This window comes from Paraburkholderia sp., from assembly GCF_049581445.1.
Classification (GTDB): Bacteria; Pseudomonadota; Gammaproteobacteria; order Burkholderiales; family Burkholderiaceae; genus Paraburkholderia.
In genome coordinates, this window is the sequence record NZ_JBAURZ010000264.1 from 1 (window position 1) to 19,281 (window position 19,281).

Consider the following 19,281-nt stretch of genomic DNA (forward strand, 5'->3'; position numbering starts at 1 on the left):
ATGGACGACCCGACCTCCGCCGCGCTGCTCAACATCTCGAACCTTGACGCGACGACGAAACAGCGGATGCCAACGATAATTGACTTCAACTTCTTGCCCGATATGGGCAGAATGATCGGGAACTGGCTCTGGGCAGGCGCAACTATCTGTTCGCAGGTTCTGATGGCGGTGGACAGAGCGCAGCGGTCATCTACAGTTTGATCGGTACGGCACGCCTGAATGGCATCGAACCGTATGCATACCTTCGCACAGTGTTCGAGCGCATCGCCGAGCATCCCATCAACCGGATCGACGAGTTGCTGCCGTGGCGTTTGATGCCGGTGGAGCAACCGGTCCAGCAGGCTGCATGACGATGGCATCGACTCGCAAACCCACGTTGCGCACGGTCAATTCACCGGTACCGGTCTACCAGCTGCACATCGAGCTGAAGTATCTGAAGCCGGCGGTCTGGAGACGGGTGCTGGTCCCTGGCTCTATCAAGCTGCCGAAGCTGCATGTCGTGCTGCTGTGGGCGATGGGCTGGGATGGCGGCCACCTGCACGAATTCGTGTTCGGCGACATCAACTACGGGGTGCCTGATCCGGACTTCCCGAGTGACCCGCCGATGCTCAACGAGGCACGGGTGACCTTGGGAACGGCACTCGGTGCGCTGAAGTCATTCACTTATATCTACGATTACGGCGACAACTGGCAGCATCGTGTGAAGCTCGAGAAGGTCCTGCCGCCTGATCCCGAGTTGCGCTCGCCCATCTGCCTGGACGGCCGCAATGCCTGTCCGCCGGAAGATGTTGGCGGCGTACCCGGCTACGTCGAGTTCCTCGACGCGATCATCGATCCCGCTCATGAAGAGCACCCGCTGTTGCTCGACTGGTGTGGCGGCAGTTTCGATCCCTCTGCCTTTGACCTCCCGGACGTCAACGAACGCCTCTTCGAGATCAAATTCTGATCGTCAAGACGGCCGCCAAATGTCGCTTACTCCGGAGGCGAGCCGACGTCTGAACGTCCGACCGACGACGGATGTGAACGTCGGCTCATGGCCGCGAGCCGTCTCATGCAAGCATGCATGCATTGCCGTGGCCCGCACAGTCGCGGTCGAGAACACGCGACCTCTAGTGCATAACCATGGGTTTGCCTCAATCGGGCAAGTCCTCACTATCCTCAGTCGCCCTGGTTCGCTCGTCGCCGACCGCGCGATTGTCCGTCTCGGAGGGATTTATCCCAGTGTTGCCTGCGGCCGCGATTGGCCGGGCGCCGCTCGACGCGATGGTCGGGACCACCCCAAGCCAGACCGGCTGAGGGCGTGCTTCGATCAAGGATCGGGGCGCACAAATTGCAGTCCAAATCTCACGTTATGCGCGTGGAACTGACTGCCAGGCGTCGTGACCAGGTCGGTGATATTCGCTCGTTGAAAGTCGTCTAGATTTGAATCATCGTCGTCGCCAAGGAGGACACGCAAAGCTCCGTCCTTCTCGACAATGACTTTGTAGCCATAGTCGACGACCGCCCCGAATCAAATAATCTCGCCTCCAGCCACAATTAGTTTGGCGACAAGAGGCTTGTCGACGGTACGATGCCGAGCCTATGCGCAGAGTGGAAGGATCGCAAGCCAGGCCGCTTCAGTGATGAAGTGCAGAAAGAGTCCCGGCGCATGGCCGATACGATCGCACTGGCGTTCGAAGAATATACCGTGGCCACTGTGACGACGAAGGACTGCGCAGACTTCCTGCGTGATAACTTTAGATCGAAGCACAACACCGCACAGAAATATGCGAACGTGCTGCGCAAATTATTCAAATTCTCGATCAGTGAAAGAGGCTTGCGTCAGGACAACCCCTGCGATCAGCTTGATCTATCTGACTACCAAACGAAGCGCCGCGAGGTGCTGCCTAGGCACGCCGCAATCAAGGCAATTCGCGATGCTGCGCTCATCGGCAAGGACGGCTTGCCAACCGAACCAGGCCCGATGTTCCAATGCATCCTGGATATGCCCTATCTAGTGTGGCAGCGGGCCATTGATGTCCGTACGTTGCTCGAAACCCAGATCATGGATACGGCAATCCGCTTCAAGCCATCGAAGACGGCCGGCACCAGCGGAAAGGTACTCGATGTAGAGATCACCCCGCAGATCCACGCTGTGATCGAGCGTGCGAAGGCCATCAAGAAGAAATACCAGATCATCAGCCCATATCTGTTCTCAACGCAGAAAGGCGGTGCGTACTCCAAGACAGGTCTTCACTCCATGTGGCGTCGCGCGAAAGAACGCGCCGGCGTCACAGATGGAATCCAGTTCAAAGACCTACAAGCCCTTGATGCAACAGATGCAGCAAAGGCTGGCAACGCTCGTGAAGAGATCCAAACGCGGCTCGCACACACCACTGGGAAGACGACTGAGATCTATATCAAGGTAGCCATTCCGGAGATGTCATCGCTCAATCTTCAACGTCCTTGGTGACACGCCGAGTATTAGACAAATGTCTAATACTTTGTCTAAAAAGGACTGTATGCGAGGACCGTGCGACCAGAAAAGAAAAACCCGCACAGCCTTGCGGCGCGCGGGTTGGATCTTGGTCGGGGCGAGAGGATTTGAACCTCCGACCACCTGCACCCCATGCAGGTACGCTACCAGGCTGCGCTACGCCCCGAACAGCTAAAAAGTATAACAGACACTTCGCTCGATTAGAACCGCCTGCGACCAACAAAACATCGGAAGTTCGCGAATCAACGGCTCAACAGATCGATCACATGCAGCAGTTCCTTGCGCAGTTGATCGACATCCACCGTGGCTGTCGTCGTGGCGGTTGGCTCCATCACTTCGCCTTCTTCAGCAAGATCGTCCGCTGGGCCACCTTGCGCGGTTCCATGCGAATCGAGCCGGTTACGTGCGCCATTGATCGTGAAGCCCTGCTCATACAACAACTCGCGGATTCGCCGGATCAACAGCACTTCATGATGCTGGTAATAACGGCGGTTGCCGCGCCGCTTCACCGGTCTCAACTGCGTGAACTCCTGCTCCCAATAGCGCAACACGTGCGGTTTCACGCCGCACAGCTCGCTCACTTCACCAATGGTGAAGTAGCGTTTCGCCGGAATCGGAGGCAAGACGACTTTTTCGATCGTCGCTGTCATCGTCAGTTAGCCGTCGTGGTGGGTTGCGCAGGGAACGCGCCAGTCGATCAGCGCGTGAAGCTCGCCTCAGCGCCGCTTTCGACCAGCGCCTTCAGCTTTTGACTTGCATGGAACGTCACAACACGCCGCGCGGCAATTGGAATCGCCTCGCCGGTCTTCGGATTCCGACCAGGACGCTGAGGTTTGTCGCGCAACTGAAAATTGCCGAAGCCCGACAGTTTCACGCTATCCCCGCTCTCCAGCGCGTCGCGAATCACTTCGAAGAACGCCTCGACCATGTCCTTCGCTTCCCGCTTGTTGAGCCCGACATTGTCGAACAGCAACTCGGCAAGCTCGGCCTTGGTGAGCGTGGGCGTTTCCGCGGAAGCGTTAGCGGGTGATGTCGGAATATCGCGAATCATGGCGCTACGCTGCGCCGTAAGAAGGGCTTCGAAATCACTCGAGTTCATTTCATTCATATCTATCAAATGGCGCGCCAAGCAGAAACGGAAAATGCGGAAACTACCGCTTTAAGAGTATCCGCGGGTTATCCGCGCAACCGTGCGCCATATACTCGAGCCAGACGATCCACCAGGGTTTGAATGGCCAGATCGACCGTCTCGTCCTGAAGGGTCCCGCCAGTATCTTGCAAGGTCACACGGAACGCAAGGCTTTTCTCGTGAGCTGCCAGCCCGCCGGAAGTATTTGATTTTGGACGAAATTCGTCGAAAAGTGCAACCCTTCTAACGGTCTTGCAGGCGTCCTCGGAAAGCGCCTTTTGCATCTCGTCCAGCAATGCCTGGACTTCGATTTTCTGATCTACGACAACCGCAATATCACGGCGCACCGGCGGAAACTTTGATACTTCCGTCGGAACCGGCAATACGCGCTCGATTAATGCGTCCGCTTCGATTTCAAACAGAATCGGCGCGTGCGACAAATCATATTTCTGCATCCAGCGCGGATGCAATTCGCCAATCCAGCCCACTGCACGGCCATTCAATTCAATTCGCGCGCTGCGTCCCGGATGCAACGCCGGATGCTCGGCTTTCACGAACTGTGCCATCGCCGGTGCGAGCACAGCCTCGAGATCGCCCTTGACGTCGAAGTAATCCACGGCGCGCGTGGATGCACCCCACTGCTCGTCCAAAGCTGGGCCGTAGGCAAGCGCACCGAACATCTTCGGCTGGGAGAATCCTTCGACCTGCAACTCGCCAGCCTTGATGGCCGGATCGTGCAGAAACACGCGCCCCACCTCGAACACGCGCACGCGGTCCGCGCGACGGTTCAGGTTTGTACGCAGCACTTCGATCAGGCTTCCGAACAACGTCGTGCGCATCACGGAAAGCTGGCTCGCGATCGGGTTCAGCAGACGAACCGGCTGTTCGTTACCGGCGAAATCCTTCTCCCATTCCGCGTCGACAAAGCTGAAGTTGACCGTCTCGGCGTAATCACGCGCGGCCAATGCGTGGCGAATGTCGTGGAGCGTGCGCTGCGTTTCGTTGGTCGCGCGCATTTCGCTCGTCGCCACAGGCGGACGCGCGGGAATCTTTTCGAAGCCGTAAATACGCGCGACTTCTTCGATCAGGTCTTCCTCGATCTCGATGTCGAAGCGGTACGACGGCGGCGTGACCGAGAACACGTCGCCTTCGCGCTCGAACGTCAGACCAAGGCGCGTAAAAATCTCCGCGATTTCCTCTGCGTTGATCGCCACCCCGATGATGCGGTTCGCACGTGCGACACGCATTTTCACCGGCGTGCGCTGCGGGATGTTGACGATCTGATCATCCACCGGTCCAGCTTCGCCGCCGCAGATATCGAGGATCAACTGGGTGATGCGTTCGAGGTGCTCGACGGTCGTCGCATAGTCGACGCCGCGCTCAAAGCGATGGCCTGCATCAGTCGAGAAGTTGTACTTGCGCGAGCGGCCACGAATGCTGTCGGGCCACCAGAAGGCGGCCTCGAGATAGATGTTGCTTGTATCGAGCGTGACGGCCGTACTATCGCCGCCCATGATGCCGGCGAGACTTTCGATGTGCTGCTCGTCCGCGATCACGCCGACGGTTTCATCGACCTCGACGGTGTTCCCGTTCAAGAGCTTCAGCGTTTCGCCCTTGCGGCCCCAGCGCACATCCATACCGCCGTGGATCTTGTCCAGATCGAACACGTGCGAAGGACGGCCGAGTTCGAGCATCACGTAGTTCGAAATGTCGACCAGCGCGGAAATGCTCCGCTGTCCCGAGCGCCCCAGACGCTCGACCAGCCAGTGCGGCGACTTGGCGCGCGCATTCACGCCCCGAATCACGCGACCCGAGAAGCGGCCGCACAGGTCCGGCGCCGAGATCTTGACCGGCAACGTTTCGCTCAACGTGACATTGACCGGCTTGATGTCGAGCGCATGCAATGGCGCGCCGGTGATGGCCGACGTCTCGCGTGCGACGCCGAACACCGACAAACAGTCAGCCTTATTCGGCGTCAACTTGATCTCGAACACAGTGTCGTCGAGGTTGAGCGTTTCGCGGATATCCTGGCCGATCGGCGTATCTTCCGGCAGGATCATCAGGCCGCTATGATCTTCCGACAACTTCAGTTCGCGAGCCGAGCAAAGCATGCCCTGGCTCTCAACACCGCGCAGTTTGGACAGCTTGATCACGAACGGCGCACCGCCCTCTTCGCCCGGCGGCAATTCAGCGCCCACCAGTGCAACCGGCACCTTGATGCCGGGCGCCACGTTCGGTGCACCGCAGACGATGTTCAGCGTCGCACCCGTACCCGCGTCGACCTGGCATACGTTGAGCTTGTCCGCGTCCGGGTGTTTCACGACCTCGAGAACCCGGCCGACAACAATCTTCGTGGTCGGCGGGGCGGCGGGCCGCAGGCCTTCGACTTCGAGGCCCGCCATCGTCAGCGCGTGCGACAGCTCGTCCGTCGTCATCTGCGGGTCGACAAAGCTTCTTAGCCAGGATTCCGGGAATTGCATGGTTCTGTGTACGTTCTGATCAGGTTAGTCCACGTCCGACTGGTGCATTGGGTTCCCACCTGGGTCACCCGGCACCTTGCCGGTGGCACTGCTTGCGGCGCGCATCTGCTGCTATCAGCGTGCGCGGCCGCCCTCGTTGCGCGTTGTTACCTTTGAGCCGCCTTGGCGTCTCGTTTGCGGCTCAAGCGTCAGGCAAATTGCCGCAGGAAGCGCAGATCGTTCTCGAAGAACAGACGCAAGTCCTGCACGCCGTAGCGCAGCATCGTCAGTCGCTCGAGGCCACTGCCGAACGCAAAGCCAATGTAGCGCTCCGGGTCGAGTCCCATGTTGCGGATCACCGTGGGGTGAACCTGGCCAGAACCCGAAATCTCAAGCCACTTGCCGGCGTTCTTGCCCGTTTCAAACAACATGTCGATCTCGGCCGACGGTTCGGTGAACGGAAAGTACGACGGACGGAAGCGTACCTGGATGTCGTCGCGTTCGAAGAATTTCTTGAGGAAGTCGGAGTAGACGCCTTTCAGGTCGGCGAAGCTGACGTTCTCGTCGATCCACAGGCCTTCGACCTGATTGAACATCGGCGAGTGGGTTGCATCGCTATCCACACGGTACGTGCGGCCCGGCACGATCACCTTGATGGGCGGCGTGTTGGTGCGGGCGTAGCGAACCTGCATCGGGCTCGTGTGCGTGCGCAGCAGCAACTGGCGGCCGTCGGCATCCTTGCCGTCTACGTAAAAGGTGTCTTGCATCGAACGCGCCGGATGGTTTTCCGGGCTATTCAACGCGGTGAAGTTGTACCAGTCGGTTTCGATTTCGGGGCCGTCGGCCACGTCGAATCCGATCGTACGGAAAATCTGTTCGACGCGTTCCCATGTGCGCATCACCGGATGCAGACTACCTGCACCAAGGCCGCGGCCGGGCAACGTGACGTCAATGGCTTCAGCGGCAAGGCGCTGGTTCAGGAGGGCGTCGGCAAGCGCCTGCCGGCGGGCCGTCAACGCGGCTTCCACCTGTTGCTTGACCACGTTGATCCGCGCGCCTTCAGTCTTGCGCGTCTCGGGATCGAGTTTGCCAAGGCCCTTCAACAGTTCGGTCAGGGCACCTGATTTACCGAGAAAGCGGGCCTTCTCGTTCTCGAGGGTGGTGACGTCGGCGGCTTCTCCGAAGGCTTTTTGCGCGTCAGCGACAATCTGGTCCAGATCCATTGATCCCATCATTTCAACGTCAGTGTTCAATCGAAGCGAAACTGGCTCGACCAACAAAAAAGGGGCTCGGTGAGGAGCCCCGTTTTTGTTGCAGCGTCACCGAGACTACCGGATGTTCGCTGCAACGAACCACGCAGTTTAATTGCCCAAAGCGCAATCAGGCTGCAACGGCGGCTTTCACCTGCTGAACGATCGCAGCAAAAGCAGCCTTGTCGAACACAGCCATGTCGGCCAGCACCTTGCGGTCAAGTTCGATCGAAGCCTTCTTCAGGCCGTTGATGAACACGCTGTACGTCATGTCGTGCTGACGCACCGCCGCGTTGATACGCGTGATCCACAATGCACGGAACACACGCTTCTTGTTGCGGCGATCGCGGTAGGCGTATTGGCCTGCGCGCATGACCGCCTGCTTGGCGATGCGATAGACGTTATTGCGACGGCCGCGGTAACCCTTGGCCAGCTTGATGATCTTCTTGTGACGGGCCCGTGCGGTAACCCCACGTTTGACTCTAGGCATAATTAGCTCCTGTGAGTTTTAGTTAAGGGTTAAGCGAACGGCAGCATTGCGCGCACGGAGTTCATATCGGAATCATGAACTGACGTCGAACCGCGCAGATGGCGTTTGTTCTTAGTGGTTTTCTTGGTAAGAATGTGGCGCTTGAAGGCTTGACCGCGCTTGACGGTACCACCCGGACGCACCACGAAGCGCTTTGCAGCACTCTTCTTGGTCTTCATCTTAGGCATGAAACAACTCCATTATTAGATGGATATGGGTGTGCGGTCGGCCAGTTGGCCATTACCCGCCCTTCGAAACCCACTCCACTTGGTATGCAGCTGGCCGATGCTGCTGGCCGCCGCTTTTCATGAATACCGCCCATTTGCATGGGTCGTTATTCCGAAACTTGCTTGTCTTCGCCACACACGCGGCAAAGCACTTCTCAACTTTTTCACAACCACGGCGCGCGCCTCGCGGCGCGCTGCCAAACAACCAGCGCTACCAACAGCGCGGGCTGCTTACTTCTTTTTCTTCGGAGCGAGCACCATGATCATCTGGCGCCCTTCCATTTTCGGCATTTGCTCGACCTGACCGACTTCATCGAGGTCCGTGCGCAGGCGCTCAAGCATGCGCATACCGATTTCCTGGTGGGCCATTTCGCGGCCACGGAAACGCAATGTGATTTTCGTCTTGTCGCCGTCGTCGAGGAAGCGGATGAGGTTGCGCAGCTTGACGTTGTAATCGCCGTCGTCGGTGCCCGGGCGGAATTTGACTTCCTTCACCTGGACAATCTTCTGCTTGAGCTTGGCCTCGTGCTGCTTCTTCGCTTCCGAATACTTGAACTTGCCGTAGTCCATCAAGCGGCAAACCGGCGGAACCGCTTGCGGCGCGATTTCGACCAGATCCACATCTTGCTGTTCCGACATGCGGAACGCATCAGCGAGTTTCACGATGCCGAGCGGTTCGTTCTCGACGCCGACCAGACGCACCTCGGGTGCAGTAATTTCACCGTTGATGCGGTGCGCAGACTTATCAGTAGCGATGTTACGTTTCCTCTAAAAATTAAAAAAACGAGCCGCGCTGCCAGGTGGTTTACCTGAACGACTGCACGTCCTGACGCAGACGCTCAATGAAGGCGCTGACCGGCATTACGCCCAGATCAACACCGCCACGGGCACGCACGGCTACCGTTTGGGCATCACGCTCTTTGTCGCCGACCACAAGGAGGAACGGCACCTTCTCCAGCGTGTGCTCCCGTATTTTATAGCTAATCTTCTCGTTGCGCAAATCCGCCTCCACTCTAACCCCTTGTTTTTGCAACGTTTGGGCTAGAGATTGTGCATATGCGGTCTGACTTTCCGCGATATTCATCACGACAACCTGCATTGGCGCAAGCCACGATGGCATTGCACCAGCATGGTGCTCGATCAGGATGCCGAGGAAACGCTCCATTGATCCGACGATTGCCCGGTGCAGCATGATCGGGCGGCGGCGGCTGTTGTCCTCCGCGACGTACTCGGCGCCCAGACGCTCCGGCAGCACCATATCAAGCTGCAGCGTGCCGCACTGCCACGAACGACCGAGGGCGTCCTTGATGTGATACTCGACCTTCGGACCGTAAAACGCGCCCTCGCCCGCCAGTTCTTCCCACGTCACGCCACAGGCAGTCAGCGCGTCGCGCAGACCCTGCTCGGCGCGATCCCAAGTCTCGTCCGTGCCAGCGCGCGCGTCCGGGCGCAGCGACAACTTGATCTCGACGTTATCGAAGCCGAAGTCCTTGTACACGCTCATCGCCAGCGTGTTAAAGGCGATCGATTCGCTGATGAACTGGTCTTCGGTACAAAAAATGTGGGCGTCGTCCTGCACGAACCCGCGCACCCGCATCAGGCCATGCAATGCGCCCGACGATTCATTGCGGTGGCACGAGCCGAACTCTGCGTAACGCAGCGGCAAATCACGGTACGAGCGCAGACCGTGATTGAACACCTGCACGTGACCAGGGCAATTCATCGGCTTGATCGCGTAGTCGCGCTTTTCCGATTCCGTCGTGAACATGTTGTCACGATAGTTCTGCCAATGGCCCGACGCTTCCCACAGCGAGCGATCCATGATCATCGGCGTCTTGATTTCGAGGTAGCCCGCATCGTTCACGCGGCGGCGCATGTACTGCTCGACCTGCTGCCACAGCGTCCAGCCACGCGGATGCCAGAACACCATGCCCGGCGACTCATCCTGCATGTGGAACAGGTCCAGTTGCTTGCCGAGCTTGCGGTGGTCGCGCTTTTCCGCTTCCTCGAGCATATGCAGGTACGCTTCCTGGTCTTCTTTCTTCGTCCAGGCGGTGCCGTAGATACGCTGCAACTGTTCGTTCTTCGAATCGCCGCGCCAGTAAGCGCCGGCCAACTTCATCAGCTTGAAGACCTTCAGCTTGCCGGTGGACGGCACGTGCGGGCCGCGGCACAGATCGGTGAAGGCGCCATGCGAGTACAGCTTGATTTCGTCGCTGGCAGGAATGGATTCGATGATCTCGGCCTTGTACTTCTCGCCGATGCTCTTGAAGAAATCCACCGCCTCATCGCGCGAAACCACGCGGCGCGAAACCGGCTCGTCTTTCTTCGCGAGCTCCTGCATGCGCTTTTCGATCTTCTCGAGATCTTCTGGCGTGAAAGGACGGTTGTAGGCAAAGTCGTAGTAGAAGCCGTTGTCGATCACCGGACCGATCGTCACCTGCGCTTCCGGATACAGATCCTTCACCGCATACGCCAACAAGTGCGCCGTGGAGTGGCGAATGATATCGAGGCCGTCGGCGTCTTTTTCCGTGACGATCGCGAGCGCCACATCGTGGTCGATCAGCGCGGACGTATCGACCAGTTCACCGTCGATCTTGCCGCCGAGTGCAGCCTTTGCAAGGCCGGGGCCAATCGAGGCCGCCACTTCGGCGACGGTCACCGGATGCTCGTATCGACGAACAGAACCGTCAGGCAGACGTATCGAAACCATTGCTTTCTCCGTGGAGCCGACCGGCGGCGGCCCATGCAATAACCAGGTGAAAAAACAAAAAGACGAAAAAAATGCGGCCCCACTTTCGAGGGGCCGCATTCACATTTTCAGCAACTGCAAGGGCGAAAGTGGTCCTCGACTAGCGTCGTTCCGAAGTAGTATCGGTCAACGTTCGCGGTGTCATAACCGTATTCGCCTATTGCGCCAAGGCGCTTGGTGCATCTCTCGAAACCCCGGAAAAACCGACGTTTCTTTTTCGTTGGTAGGCTCGATTGGACTCGAACCAACGACCCCCACCATGTCAAGGTGGTGCTCTAACCAGCTGAGCTACGAGCCTGAAGAAACGAGATTATATGGAGCCCCACATCGCTTGGCAAGTACTTTTGTACGGCGACACTGAAAATTCCCGCTACGTTTTACGACACCGCTTTACTTCACATTCTCGACCAACGTCGATCCACGGCATCACCCCTTGCGCGACGCACGCACGACACCGGTGATCTCGCCCAGCACCGTGCAGGCTCGCTGAATCTGCGCAGCATTTGATACCTCCACCGTGAACTGCATAAACGCGGCGTTACGGCGCGTCTGCGTCTTCACACCGATCACATTCATCTTCTCGCGTGCGAACACTTCGGAGATGTCGCGCAGCAAGCCCTGACGATCTGTCGCCTCAATCGACAGATCGACCGGGTACACAGACTGCCCGCGCCCGCTCATCACATCAGCGGACCAGGCCGTTTCAAGCACTCGCTCCGGCGCACGCTCGGCCATGCGCAAAAACGTCGGGCAATCGCTACGGTGAATCGACATGCCTTTTCCGCGCGTGACGAAACCACTGATGCCATCGGGCGGCGCCGGCCGGCAGCAACGCGCCAGTTGCGTAAGCAACGCGTCGACGCCGACCACCAGCACGCCCGTCGATGCGCCGTGCGCGACACTCGAACCGCTGCTGCGCTTCTCGAACTGTTCCGGCACTTCGACCACCGGTTCGGGCGGCGGTGCGTCGTGTAGCGCCTGTTCGACGAGGCGCAGGCTGAACTCTTCCTTTCCGACCACAGAGAACAGGTCGTCAGTCGTCTTGAAGCCCAGCTTCGCCGCCAGTTGATCGAGGTTGACCGAAGTCTTGCCTTCGCGTTGCAGCGTCTTTTCGACCATTGCCCGGCCGCTGGCGATATGTTCCTGCACCTCGACCGCGTTGAACCACGCACGCACTTTCTGGCGCGCACGCGGGCTATGCATGTAGCCCAGTAGAGGATTGAGCCAGTCACGTGACGGACCACCTTCCTTCACCGCAACGATTTCGATGGTCTGGCCGTTTTGCAGATGCGTGTTGAGCGGCACCATCGCGCCATCGACGCGCGCGCCGCGGCAGCGATGCCCCAACTCACTGTGCAGGTGATAAGCGAAGTCCACGGGCGTCGAACCTTGCGGCAACGGAATCACACGCGCCTGGGGCGTCAATACATAGATGTGGTCGTCGTCGACAGTGGCCTGGCGCAATTGCTCCCACGGCTGCGCCGCCCGCTTCTCGCCATGCTCGCCCTCGGACACATCATCCTTCCACGCCAGTAGCTGGCGCAGCCAGGCAATCTTCTCGTCGTACTTCTCGCTCGCGGTCACCTGGCCGCCATAGCCTCGCGCACCTGCTTCCTTGTAGCGCCAGTGAGCCGCCACGCCGTACTCGGCGAACTGATGCATCTCCTGGGTACGGATCTGCACTTCGAACGCGCGGCCGTCGTCGCCGACCACCACGGTGTGCAGCGATTTGTAGCCATTCGGCTTCGGCCGCGAGATGTAGTCGTCGAATTCCCTCGGCACCGGTTGCCACAGGTTGTGCACAATACCGAGCACTGTGTAGCAATCCTTGATATCCGGCACGATCACGCGAAACGCGCGCACGTCGTAGAGCTCCGAGAAGTCGAGCTCCTTGCCGTGCATCTTGCGCCAGATGCTATAGATGTGCTTCGGCCGTCCGCTGACTTCGGCGCGAATATGCGCGGCCGCCAGTTCCTGTTGCAGACGTGAGATCGCGTCGGCCACATAGCTTTCACGTTCGACGCGCTTCTCATCGAGCAGCTTCGCGATCCGCTTGTAGGTAGCGGGCTCTTCGAAGCGCAGCGCGAGGTCTTCGAGTTCCCACTTCAATTGCCAGATGCCGAGCCGGTTCGCGAGCGGCGCGTAAATATCGAGCGTCTCGCGCGCCACATCGGGCGAGGGCGTCACCTTCGCCGCCGCGTAGTAACGCAACGACTGCAGCCGCGAAGCCAGCCGGATCAGTACCACGCGGATGTCCTGTGCGAAGGCGAGCAACATCTTGCGCAGCGCCTCGACCTGCGCGCGCCGTGCGGCCTGCGCATCGCGGCCCGCTTCGGGCATGGCATTCTGCGCCGCGCGCATGCTCACGGTGCCCAGGCGCAGCAACTTTCGCACGTCGCCGACGAGCTGCGCGACCTCTTCGCCGAAGTTATCGGCAATCACGCGCTCCGGATCCTGCAAATGCGGCGTCAGCGTAAACAACGCCGCCGCCAGCACCGCGGGCGGATCGACATTGAGCGTGCGCATGATCGAAGCGGTACCGGCGGCATGATCGGCCAGCAATTCGCCGGAAGACAGCCGCACCTCGCCCGCATGCTCCCGCACGAATGCCATCGCTTCGTCGAACGAAGGGATGGGAAAAGGCGCGGTTGTAACGGTATCGGTATTCATGGTGCGACGGCCCGCCGGGCCAGACGGATCAACAGAGGTTCAACAACAGATTCAGGCTTCGATTCAGTCGCGCTGCGCGGCCACGACGACCACTTCGACGAGACACTTCGGGTTCGCGAGTTTGGCTTCGACGGTAGCGCGCGGCGGCGTGGCGCCCTGCGCAACCCACTCGTCCCACACGGCGTTCATGCTGGCGAAGTGGACCATGTCCGAAATGTAGATCTGCACCGACAGCAAAAGCGACTTGTCGCTATCCACTTCACCAAGCAGACGGTCGATGTGACCGAGCACTTCGCGCGTCTGTCCGACGATGTCCTGATCGTCGTCTTCTGCGATCTGGCCGGCGAGGTACACGGTGCCGTTGTGCACAGCGGTTTCGGAGAGCCGCTTGCTAACGTGGTGACGAATGACTGCCATGAGAATTCCTGCTTATGATTAAGGTTGACCGGAAATTCATTGCGCATCACGCCATTTCGAACGCGCGCAGCGCAACCCCGTATTATGACCCGTCAGCGCCCGCCCCGAGAAAGAAGCGGTGTGCAATGCCGATCTGCTCGGCGCTCATAAATGCGGGCGCATGCCCGACGCCAGCTATTTCGACGCTCGATACGGCCCGGCCCTGCGCGACCATTTTCGCAGTAGTCTCGCGCGACAGCAGGTCGGACTGCTCCCCGCGGACCACTAGCACCGGGCCCTGGAACGCCGTCAGCGCGCCCCACAGCGCAGCCTCTCCGGCTGCGGCCATTTCATCCGTGGTCGCAGTGAAGGGCTGGGCAATGCGCGGGTCGTAGCGGAAGTACCAGGCACCATCACGCTCGTGCAGCAACGGCGTGTTGATTTCGCGCCACTCCCCGGATGTCAGCGGGCCGAACGATTGCGCCAACAGTGCCGCGTAATCGATACCCTGCTGCAGCGTCTCGAAGCGCACTGGTTTGCCAAGGTAGTCGCCGATTCGTCCCACTGCCCCCGGCTCGAGGTGCGGCCCGACATCGTTCAGCAGCAGCTTCTGAATGGGCGTGTCGGGCAACCCGGCCAGCCCCATTCCAATCAAACCGCCCATGGACGTGCCGAACCAGTCCACTTTCTCGACGTCCAGCCGCGCGATCAGCGTGACCATATCCGAGACGTATTGCGGCACCGTGTAGTAGTTGGGGACGTTCAGCCAGGATGAAAGCCCTCGCCCCACCACATCCGGGCAAACCACGCGGTAAGTGTTCGCAAACGCTGCCGCAAGCCGGTCGAAATCGCGTCCCGAGCGCGTCAGACCATGCACGCACAAGAGCACTCGCGGGTTGGCCGGATCACCCCACTCGGTATACGCCATACGATGCAGGCCACCAGGGCTCGCACACTGGACGAAGCGCTGGCGGGGCTCGGGTTTGGCGGCGATGAACGGAGCAGAGGGCGTAGCGGTCATTGTCATTTCCTAGCGAAAGCGCCGACGTCGGTCCGGCAACTCGGGGGCAACGCGCGCGTGAAAAGGCATGCGGTGTGCAGACGATTGTAAACCGCTTTGCCCCTACGCAAAGATCGGCCAAACGGCCTAGGCAAAAGCGCAAACAAGCCTGACGGAAGGCGGTAAAGGCGCCACCTCAAAGCAAAGCGGGCGAAGACTTGCGTCCCGCCCGCTTTGCATGGGTCCTGCACCTGCCTCGCGCACTCAGCCGCCATTGAGACGGCCTGCGCAAGGACGCGACGAATCAGCTCACCGCACTCACGTCGAGCGGTGCACCTGTCTTGGCCTTGATCTCGTCAACGGTGACGCCCGGCGCCAGTTCGGTCAGCTTCAGGCCATCCGCGGTCACTTCGATCACGCCCAGGTCGGTGATGATCTGATCGACCACACCCACGCCCGTCAGCGGCAACGTGCACTCTTCGAGGATCTTGTGCTGGTCGCCCTTGGCGACGTGCTCCATCAGCACGACCACGCGCTTGACGCCCGCCACCAGGTCCATTGCGCCGCCCATGCCTTTGATCATCTTGCCGGGGATCATCCAGTTGGCAAGGTCGCCGCTCTTGCTGATCTGCATGGCACCAAGAATGGCCAGGTTGATGTGGCCGCCGCGAATCATCGCAAACGAATCCGCCGACGAAAAAATCGACGACCCCGGCAGCGTCGTTACTGTCTGTTTGCCGGCGTTGATCAGATCCGCGTCCACTTCCTCTTCGGTCGGCGACGGCCCAATGCCGAGCAGACCGTTTTCCGATTGCAACCACACTTCGACACCTGCCGGCACGTGGTTCGCCACCAGCGTCGGCAGGCCAATGCCGAGGTTCACATAGAAACCGTCCTGCAGTTCCTTCGCCGCGCGCGCGGCCATTTCGTCACGAGTCCATGCCATGATCAATCTCCTTTCGCGCGGACAATGCGTTGTTCGATGCGTTTCTCCGGATGCGCATTCAGCACGATGCGCTGTACGAAGATGCCCGGCGTATGGATCGCGTCCGGATCGAGTTCGCCCACTTCGACGATTTCCTCGACTTCCACGACGGTAATCTTGCCGGCCATCGCGCACATCGGGTTGAAGTTACGCGCGGTGCGGCGATAGATCAGGTTACCCGACTTGTCGGCCTTCCACGCCTTGACGAGCCCCACGTCGGCCGTCAGCGAATGTTCGAGCACGTAGTGGTTTTCGCCGAACTGGCGGGTTTCTTTGCCTTCGGCGATCAACGTGCCGTAGCCGGTGTTGGTGAAGAAAGCCGGAATGCCCGAACCGCCCGCCCGCAGCTTCTCAGCGAGCGTGCCTTGCGGCGTGAATTCAAGCTCGAGTTCGCCGGCCAGGTATTGGCGCTCGAACTCCTTGTTTTCGCCCACGTACGACGAGATCATCTTCTTGACCTGGCGCGTTTCGAGCAGCAGGCCAAGGCCAAAGCCGTCGACGCCCGCATTGTTGCTGATGCAGGTGATGCCTTTGACCCCCGAATCGCGCAATGCCGCGATCAGCGCCTCAGGGATGCCGCACAGGCCAAAGCCGCCGACGGCGAACGTCTGGCCGTCCTTGACGATGTCCTTGAGCGCGGTAGTCGCGTCTGGATAGACCTTGTTCATCAGTTTGTCCCTTCCTTTATGGAAACCCGAAATCCGGATCAGTGCGATGCGGGGTGGTGTGGCGCAGCGACTTGGTGACACGCTCAAGCCACGGTTTTGCGCCTGTGGCCCAGAACGTCATTCTAGTCATCCGTCGTCCACCTTGCGCTGACTCTGGACAAGCAGCCGAGCGAAACTCTCACCTACGACATCGCAGCCTTGTGATTTGTTCGAAAGGGTACGACGCGTGAGCCATACGGCACAATACGCAAAAATACATAAGTAATCGCCTCCTGACCCGATCCGCAGACCCGAGCACCCATCCCCCGTCATGCCCGCACTGGACTACCAAACCGCCTTTCACCTTGCCCCCATCGGGCTCGTCCTGTCACGCGAGCGCTTTATTGAAGACTGCAACGACCAGTTGGCGTCGATTTTCGGTTGTACGCGCGAATCCTTGATTGGGCAGTCGTTCCAGGTGCTCTATCCGTCAGCGGACGAATTCGAGCGGATCGGCACGCGCATTCCGCCCATCATGACCGCGCAAGGCAGTTATGCCGACGACCGCATCATGAAGCGGGCCAATGGGGAACTGTTCTGGTGTCACGTGACGGGCCGCTCGCTGGAACGCGCCGCCCCGCACGCCGCAGGTGTCTGGACTTTCGAGGATTTGAGCGCGACACGCCGCGTCGCCGTGGAATTGACGCCGCGTGAGCGGGAGATTGCCGCGCAGCTCGTGACCGGCAAGACCAGCAAACAGATCGGGCGGGCGCTTGAGATTAGCTCGCGCACCGTGGATGTGTACCGGGCGCGGCTGATGCGCAAATATGACACGGGCAATGCCACGGAACTGCTGCAACGGCTGCTGGGGCATTGAGACCGCAGGTGGGTTACCGGGTTCGGTAGCTCGGCCGATTCGGGTACTTCGGGTACTTCGGGTACTTCGGGTGGCTGAGGTCGCTTAAACGGCTGGCTTCGCTGAACCGGGTGAGGAGACGGAAGCGACTGAGGTGGCTGAAACGACTGAGGCGACTGAGGCGACTGAGGCGACTGAGGCGACTCAGCAGCTTATGCGCCTCTAACGAGGACCGCGTTTTCGATAGTGGAGCGCAGCAGGTCGGGAATCGGCACCGATTTGCCCGCCGCGTAATCGATCCACACACAGCGCGCAGCGCCCCGTGCATAGGGGGTGTCCGGATCGTCCACCCGGAACAGTTCAAAACCGGTGTCGAAACTGCTGCGACCGGGCGTGCCGACCGACATGCGGCCGATCACATCGCCGGGGTAATGCAACTGCTTGAGAAATTCCATCGACGCATTGACGATCACGGGCCCCTGCCCTCCGCCGTTCCCCCCGGCGATGCCGAGCTGCTCGAACCAGCAGATGCGAACCTGCTCCATGTAGCGAAAATAGACCGTGTTGTTTACATGGCCGAACGCGTCCATGTCGCCCCAGCGGATCGGCATGGACATCTCGAAAACTGCGTGATAATCGTTCATCGTACTTCTTCTACGTTTTTAGACAGGGAGCCCGAGCACTTATCGGCCGTTGACGAACCGTGCGGCTGGCTTCGTCTGGGTTTGCCATATAAGTGCCGGCCGTCATAAAGGTGACGGCCGTAGTCCTGTTCAGGACAATCCAAAGCCGTCGTCGGCGGCGATGATCGAGCCGTTGATAAATTGCGATTCGTCAGCCGCCAGCAATAGCAACAGGCCATCCAGGTCTTCCGGCTGACCGACCCGGTGGCGCGGCAGCATCGAAACGAGCTTCTGCCCCTGGTCGGTGGACCAGTGGTGGTGATTGATCTCCGTGTCGATATAGCCCGGGCAGATGGCGTTCACGTTGATGCCATGCTTGCCCCACTCCAGCGCCATTGCCTTGGTCATATGGACGACGGCGGCTTTGCTCATCGAATAGAGGCCGATCTGCGGCAGCACGCGCAAGCCAGCCATGGAGGCGATGTTGATGATCCGGTACGATGGCTTCTGGCCGCCATTGCCGCGCATGATCATGCGCTTGGCGACTTCCTGTGCGACGAAAAAGGCGCCGCGCGTGTTCGTGTCGAACACGTACTCGAAATCCGCAGGCGTCACGTCCGAGAGCTTCTGGGTAGTCGAAACGCCCGAGTTGTTCACGAGAATGTCGATGGTGCCGGCTTCCGTCTCGGCATGCGCTACAGCCGACTTGATGCTCTGGTAGTCCGTCACGTCCAGCGAAACGACGTGCGCCGCGCCGCCCGACGATTCGATTTCGGCACGCAGTTCTTTGAGGCGCTCGGTGCGACGGCTCGCCAGCACGACTTTCGCGCCCGCCTGCGACAGAACCTGAGCGAAGCGTTTGCCCAGCCCGCTCGAGGCGCCCGTAATCAGCGCGACTTTGCCTTCCAGATTGATCGAACGGCCCATTGTCGTTACCTTGATCGGTTGGTTTACAGGTGCAATGAGGGTGCAATGACACCGTAGTTGCCCATGCATACCGGGTCAACACCCTAACATAAATAGAACGATCGTGCTAATCTGCGCTGATTGAGTTGCAGCGCATGGATCGTTCGCCCACAATACGATCCCGAAAAAAGCATTCTAACGGTAAGAGGAGCATCAATGACCCCCGCAAGTCTCATTGAGCAGTACGGTCCGCGCGAGTCGATGGAATACGACGTGGTGATCGTCGGCGGCGGCCCGGCTGGCCTGTCCGCGGCGATCCGCCTGAAGCAGCTGGCGCAGGACAAAGGCGTCGAAATCGGCGTCTGCGTGCTGGAAA

The 19,281-nt window shown here is 59.6% G+C and carries 20 protein-coding genes, 2 tRNA genes and 1 pseudogene; 6 read left to right on the plus strand and 17 right to left on the minus strand.

Features of this window, described 5'->3' with window-relative positions; all coding sequences use genetic code 11:
• The 4 genes and pseudogenes from WCA85_RS22335 to WCA85_RS22350 all read left to right on the plus strand — a co-directional run.
• A partial coding sequence (locus WCA85_RS22335; protein ID WP_424067038.1) for a hypothetical protein occupies window positions 1-201 on the plus strand: 201 nt, incomplete at its 5' end.
• Window positions 117-350, plus strand: a pseudogene (locus tag WCA85_RS22340) (transposase domain-containing protein); the annotation flags it as partial. The gene WCA85_RS22335 and the pseudogene WCA85_RS22340, both read left to right, overlap by 85 nt.
• 2 nt (window positions 351-352) lie before the next feature.
• Window positions 353-946 carry a plasmid pRiA4b ORF-3 family protein gene (locus WCA85_RS22345; protein ID WP_424067054.1) on the plus strand — a complete coding sequence of 198 codons (594 nt, stop codon included), beginning with the start codon at window positions 353-355 and terminating at the stop codon, window positions 944-946.
• A gap of 702 nt (window positions 947-1,648) precedes the next feature.
• Entirely contained in the window at window positions 1,649-2,452 is an 804-nt protein-coding gene (locus WCA85_RS22350) for a tyrosine-type recombinase/integrase (RefSeq protein ID WP_424067039.1), read from the plus strand.
• Between the two features lie 113 nt (window positions 2,453-2,565).
• On the opposite strand, the gene WCA85_RS22355 is transcribed toward WCA85_RS22350, so the two are convergent.
• The 15 genes from WCA85_RS22355 to WCA85_RS22425 form a co-directional block, all read right to left on the minus strand.
• A tRNA-Pro gene (locus WCA85_RS22355) sits at window positions 2,566-2,642 on the minus strand.
• A gap of 76 nt (window positions 2,643-2,718) precedes the next feature.
• On the minus strand, window positions 2,719-3,126 hold the full coding sequence (locus WCA85_RS22360) for a MerR family transcriptional regulator (RefSeq protein WP_424067040.1): 408 nt from the start codon (window positions 3,124-3,126) through the stop codon (window positions 2,719-2,721).
• Window positions 3,127-3,173: 47 nt separating this feature from the next.
• Window positions 3,174-3,584: an integration host factor subunit alpha gene (locus tag WCA85_RS22365; protein ID WP_424067041.1), complete on the minus strand. Its 411-nt coding sequence runs from the start codon at window positions 3,582-3,584 to the stop codon at window positions 3,174-3,176.
• Window positions 3,585-3,652: 68 nt separating this feature from the next.
• Window positions 3,653-6,085: a phenylalanine--tRNA ligase subunit beta gene (pheT, locus tag WCA85_RS22370; protein WP_424067042.1), complete on the minus strand. Its 2,433-nt coding sequence runs from the start codon at window positions 6,083-6,085 to the stop codon at window positions 3,653-3,655.
• Window positions 6,086-6,273: 188 nt separating this feature from the next.
• Entirely contained in the window at window positions 6,274-7,287 is a 1,014-nt protein-coding gene (gene pheS, locus WCA85_RS22375) for a phenylalanine--tRNA ligase subunit alpha (RefSeq protein ID WP_424067043.1), read from the minus strand.
• 157 nt (window positions 7,288-7,444) lie between these two features.
• Window positions 7,445-7,804, minus strand: coding sequence for a 50S ribosomal protein L20 (gene rplT, locus WCA85_RS22380; protein WP_006052502.1), 360 nt, complete (start codon window positions 7,802-7,804; stop codon window positions 7,445-7,447).
• Window positions 7,805-7,833: 29 nt separating this feature from the next.
• Complete coding sequence (rpmI, locus tag WCA85_RS22385; RefSeq protein ID WP_424067044.1) at window positions 7,834-8,031, minus strand: 50S ribosomal protein L35; 198 nt, start codon at window positions 8,029-8,031, stop codon at window positions 7,834-7,836.
• Between the two features lie 270 nt (window positions 8,032-8,301).
• The gene (gene infC, locus WCA85_RS22390; RefSeq protein WP_074263967.1) at window positions 8,302-8,826 is read right to left on the minus strand and encodes a translation initiation factor IF-3; all 525 of its coding nucleotides are present in this window, start codon (window positions 8,824-8,826) and stop codon (window positions 8,302-8,304) included.
• A gap of 49 nt (window positions 8,827-8,875) precedes the next feature.
• On the minus strand, window positions 8,876-10,783 hold the full coding sequence (gene thrS, locus WCA85_RS22395; protein WP_424067045.1) for a threonine--tRNA ligase: 1,908 nt from the start codon (window positions 10,781-10,783) through the stop codon (window positions 8,876-8,878).
• Window positions 10,784-11,043: 260 nt separating this feature from the next.
• A tRNA-Val gene (locus WCA85_RS22400) sits at window positions 11,044-11,120 on the minus strand.
• Between the two features lie 128 nt (window positions 11,121-11,248).
• Window positions 11,249-13,492, minus strand: coding sequence for a RelA/SpoT family protein (locus WCA85_RS22405; protein ID WP_424067046.1), 2,244 nt, complete (start codon window positions 13,490-13,492; stop codon window positions 11,249-11,251).
• 63 nt (window positions 13,493-13,555) lie between these two features.
• Entirely contained in the window at window positions 13,556-13,909 is a 354-nt protein-coding gene (locus tag WCA85_RS22410; protein ID WP_424067047.1) for a RidA family protein, read from the minus strand.
• An 82-nt stretch (window positions 13,910-13,991) separates the two neighbouring features.
• On the minus strand, window positions 13,992-14,909 hold the full coding sequence (locus WCA85_RS22415) for an alpha/beta fold hydrolase (RefSeq protein WP_424067048.1): 918 nt from the start codon (window positions 14,907-14,909) through the stop codon (window positions 13,992-13,994).
• 283 nt (window positions 14,910-15,192) lie between these two features.
• The gene (locus WCA85_RS22420) at window positions 15,193-15,834 is read right to left on the minus strand and encodes a CoA transferase subunit B (protein ID WP_424067049.1); all 642 of its coding nucleotides are present in this window, start codon (window positions 15,832-15,834) and stop codon (window positions 15,193-15,195) included.
• 2 nt (window positions 15,835-15,836) lie between these two features.
• Window positions 15,837-16,541 carry a CoA transferase subunit A gene (locus tag WCA85_RS22425; protein ID WP_424067050.1) on the minus strand — a complete coding sequence of 235 codons (705 nt, stop codon included), beginning with the start codon at window positions 16,539-16,541 and terminating at the stop codon, window positions 15,837-15,839.
• 310 nt (window positions 16,542-16,851) lie between these two features.
• On the opposite strand from WCA85_RS22425, the gene WCA85_RS22430 reads away from it, so the two are divergent.
• The gene (locus tag WCA85_RS22430; protein WP_424067051.1) at window positions 16,852-17,397 is read left to right on the plus strand and encodes a LuxR C-terminal-related transcriptional regulator; all 546 of its coding nucleotides are present in this window, start codon (window positions 16,852-16,854) and stop codon (window positions 17,395-17,397) included.
• 191 nt (window positions 17,398-17,588) lie between these two features.
• Here the strand turns inward: WCA85_RS22430 and WCA85_RS22435 are convergent, their stop codons facing one another.
• Window positions 17,589-18,020: an acyl-CoA thioesterase gene (locus WCA85_RS22435; RefSeq protein WP_424067052.1), complete on the minus strand. Its 432-nt coding sequence runs from the start codon at window positions 18,018-18,020 to the stop codon at window positions 17,589-17,591.
• Between the two features lie 129 nt (window positions 18,021-18,149).
• Window positions 18,150-18,926: an SDR family oxidoreductase gene (locus WCA85_RS22440; protein WP_424067053.1), complete on the minus strand. Its 777-nt coding sequence runs from the start codon at window positions 18,924-18,926 to the stop codon at window positions 18,150-18,152.
• A gap of 195 nt (window positions 18,927-19,121) precedes the next feature.
• Here WCA85_RS22440 and WCA85_RS22445 point away from each other — a divergent pair.
• Window positions 19,122-19,281: FAD-dependent oxidoreductase (locus tag WCA85_RS22445; protein WP_424067055.1), on the plus strand; the 160-nt coding region annotated here is incomplete at its 3' end.

Bases quoted from the DNA above. Each gene is read 5' to 3' on its own strand.
- WCA85_RS22345 (WP_424067054.1), top strand. From the start codon at position 353: ATGGCATCGACTCGCAAACCCACGTTGCGCACGGTCAATTCACCGGTA.
- WCA85_RS22350 (WP_424067039.1), top strand. From the start codon at position 1,649: ATGGCCGATACGATCGCACTGGCGTTCGAAGAATATACCGTGGCCACT.
- WCA85_RS22360 (WP_424067040.1), bottom strand. From the start codon at position 3,126: ATGACAGCGACGATCGAAAAAGTCGTCTTGCCTCCGATTCCGGCGAAA.
- WCA85_RS22365 (WP_424067041.1), bottom strand. From the start codon at position 3,584: ATGAATGAAATGAACTCGAGTGATTTCGAAGCCCTTCTTACGGCGCAG.
- pheT (WP_424067042.1), bottom strand. From the start codon at position 6,085: ATGCAATTCCCGGAATCCTGGCTAAGAAGCTTTGTCGACCCGCAGATG.
- pheS (WP_424067043.1), bottom strand. From the start codon at position 7,287: ATGGATCTGGACCAGATTGTCGCTGACGCGCAAAAAGCCTTCGGAGAA.
- rplT (WP_006052502.1), bottom strand. From the start codon at position 7,804: ATGCCTAGAGTCAAACGTGGGGTTACCGCACGGGCCCGTCACAAGAAG.
- rpmI (WP_424067044.1), bottom strand. From the start codon at position 8,031: ATGCCTAAGATGAAGACCAAGAAGAGTGCTGCAAAGCGCTTCGTGGTG.
- thrS (WP_424067045.1), bottom strand. From the start codon at position 10,783: ATGGTTTCGATACGTCTGCCTGACGGTTCTGTTCGTCGATACGAGCAT.
- WCA85_RS22405 (WP_424067046.1), bottom strand. From the start codon at position 13,492: ATGAATACCGATACCGTTACAACCGCGCCTTTTCCCATCCCTTCGTTC.
- WCA85_RS22410 (WP_424067047.1), bottom strand. From the start codon at position 13,909: ATGGCAGTCATTCGTCACCACGTTAGCAAGCGGCTCTCCGAAACCGCT.
- WCA85_RS22415 (WP_424067048.1), bottom strand. From the start codon at position 14,909: ATGACCGCTACGCCCTCTGCTCCGTTCATCGCCGCCAAACCCGAGCCC.
- WCA85_RS22420 (WP_424067049.1), bottom strand. From the start codon at position 15,834: ATGGCATGGACTCGTGACGAAATGGCCGCGCGCGCGGCGAAGGAACTG.
- WCA85_RS22425 (WP_424067050.1), bottom strand. From the start codon at position 16,541: ATGAACAAGGTCTATCCAGACGCGACTACCGCGCTCAAGGACATCGTC.
- WCA85_RS22430 (WP_424067051.1), top strand. From the start codon at position 16,852: ATGCCCGCACTGGACTACCAAACCGCCTTTCACCTTGCCCCCATCGGG.
- WCA85_RS22435 (WP_424067052.1), bottom strand. From the start codon at position 18,020: ATGAACGATTATCACGCAGTTTTCGAGATGTCCATGCCGATCCGCTGG.
- WCA85_RS22440 (WP_424067053.1), bottom strand. From the start codon at position 18,926: ATGGGCCGTTCGATCAATCTGGAAGGCAAAGTCGCGCTGATTACGGGC.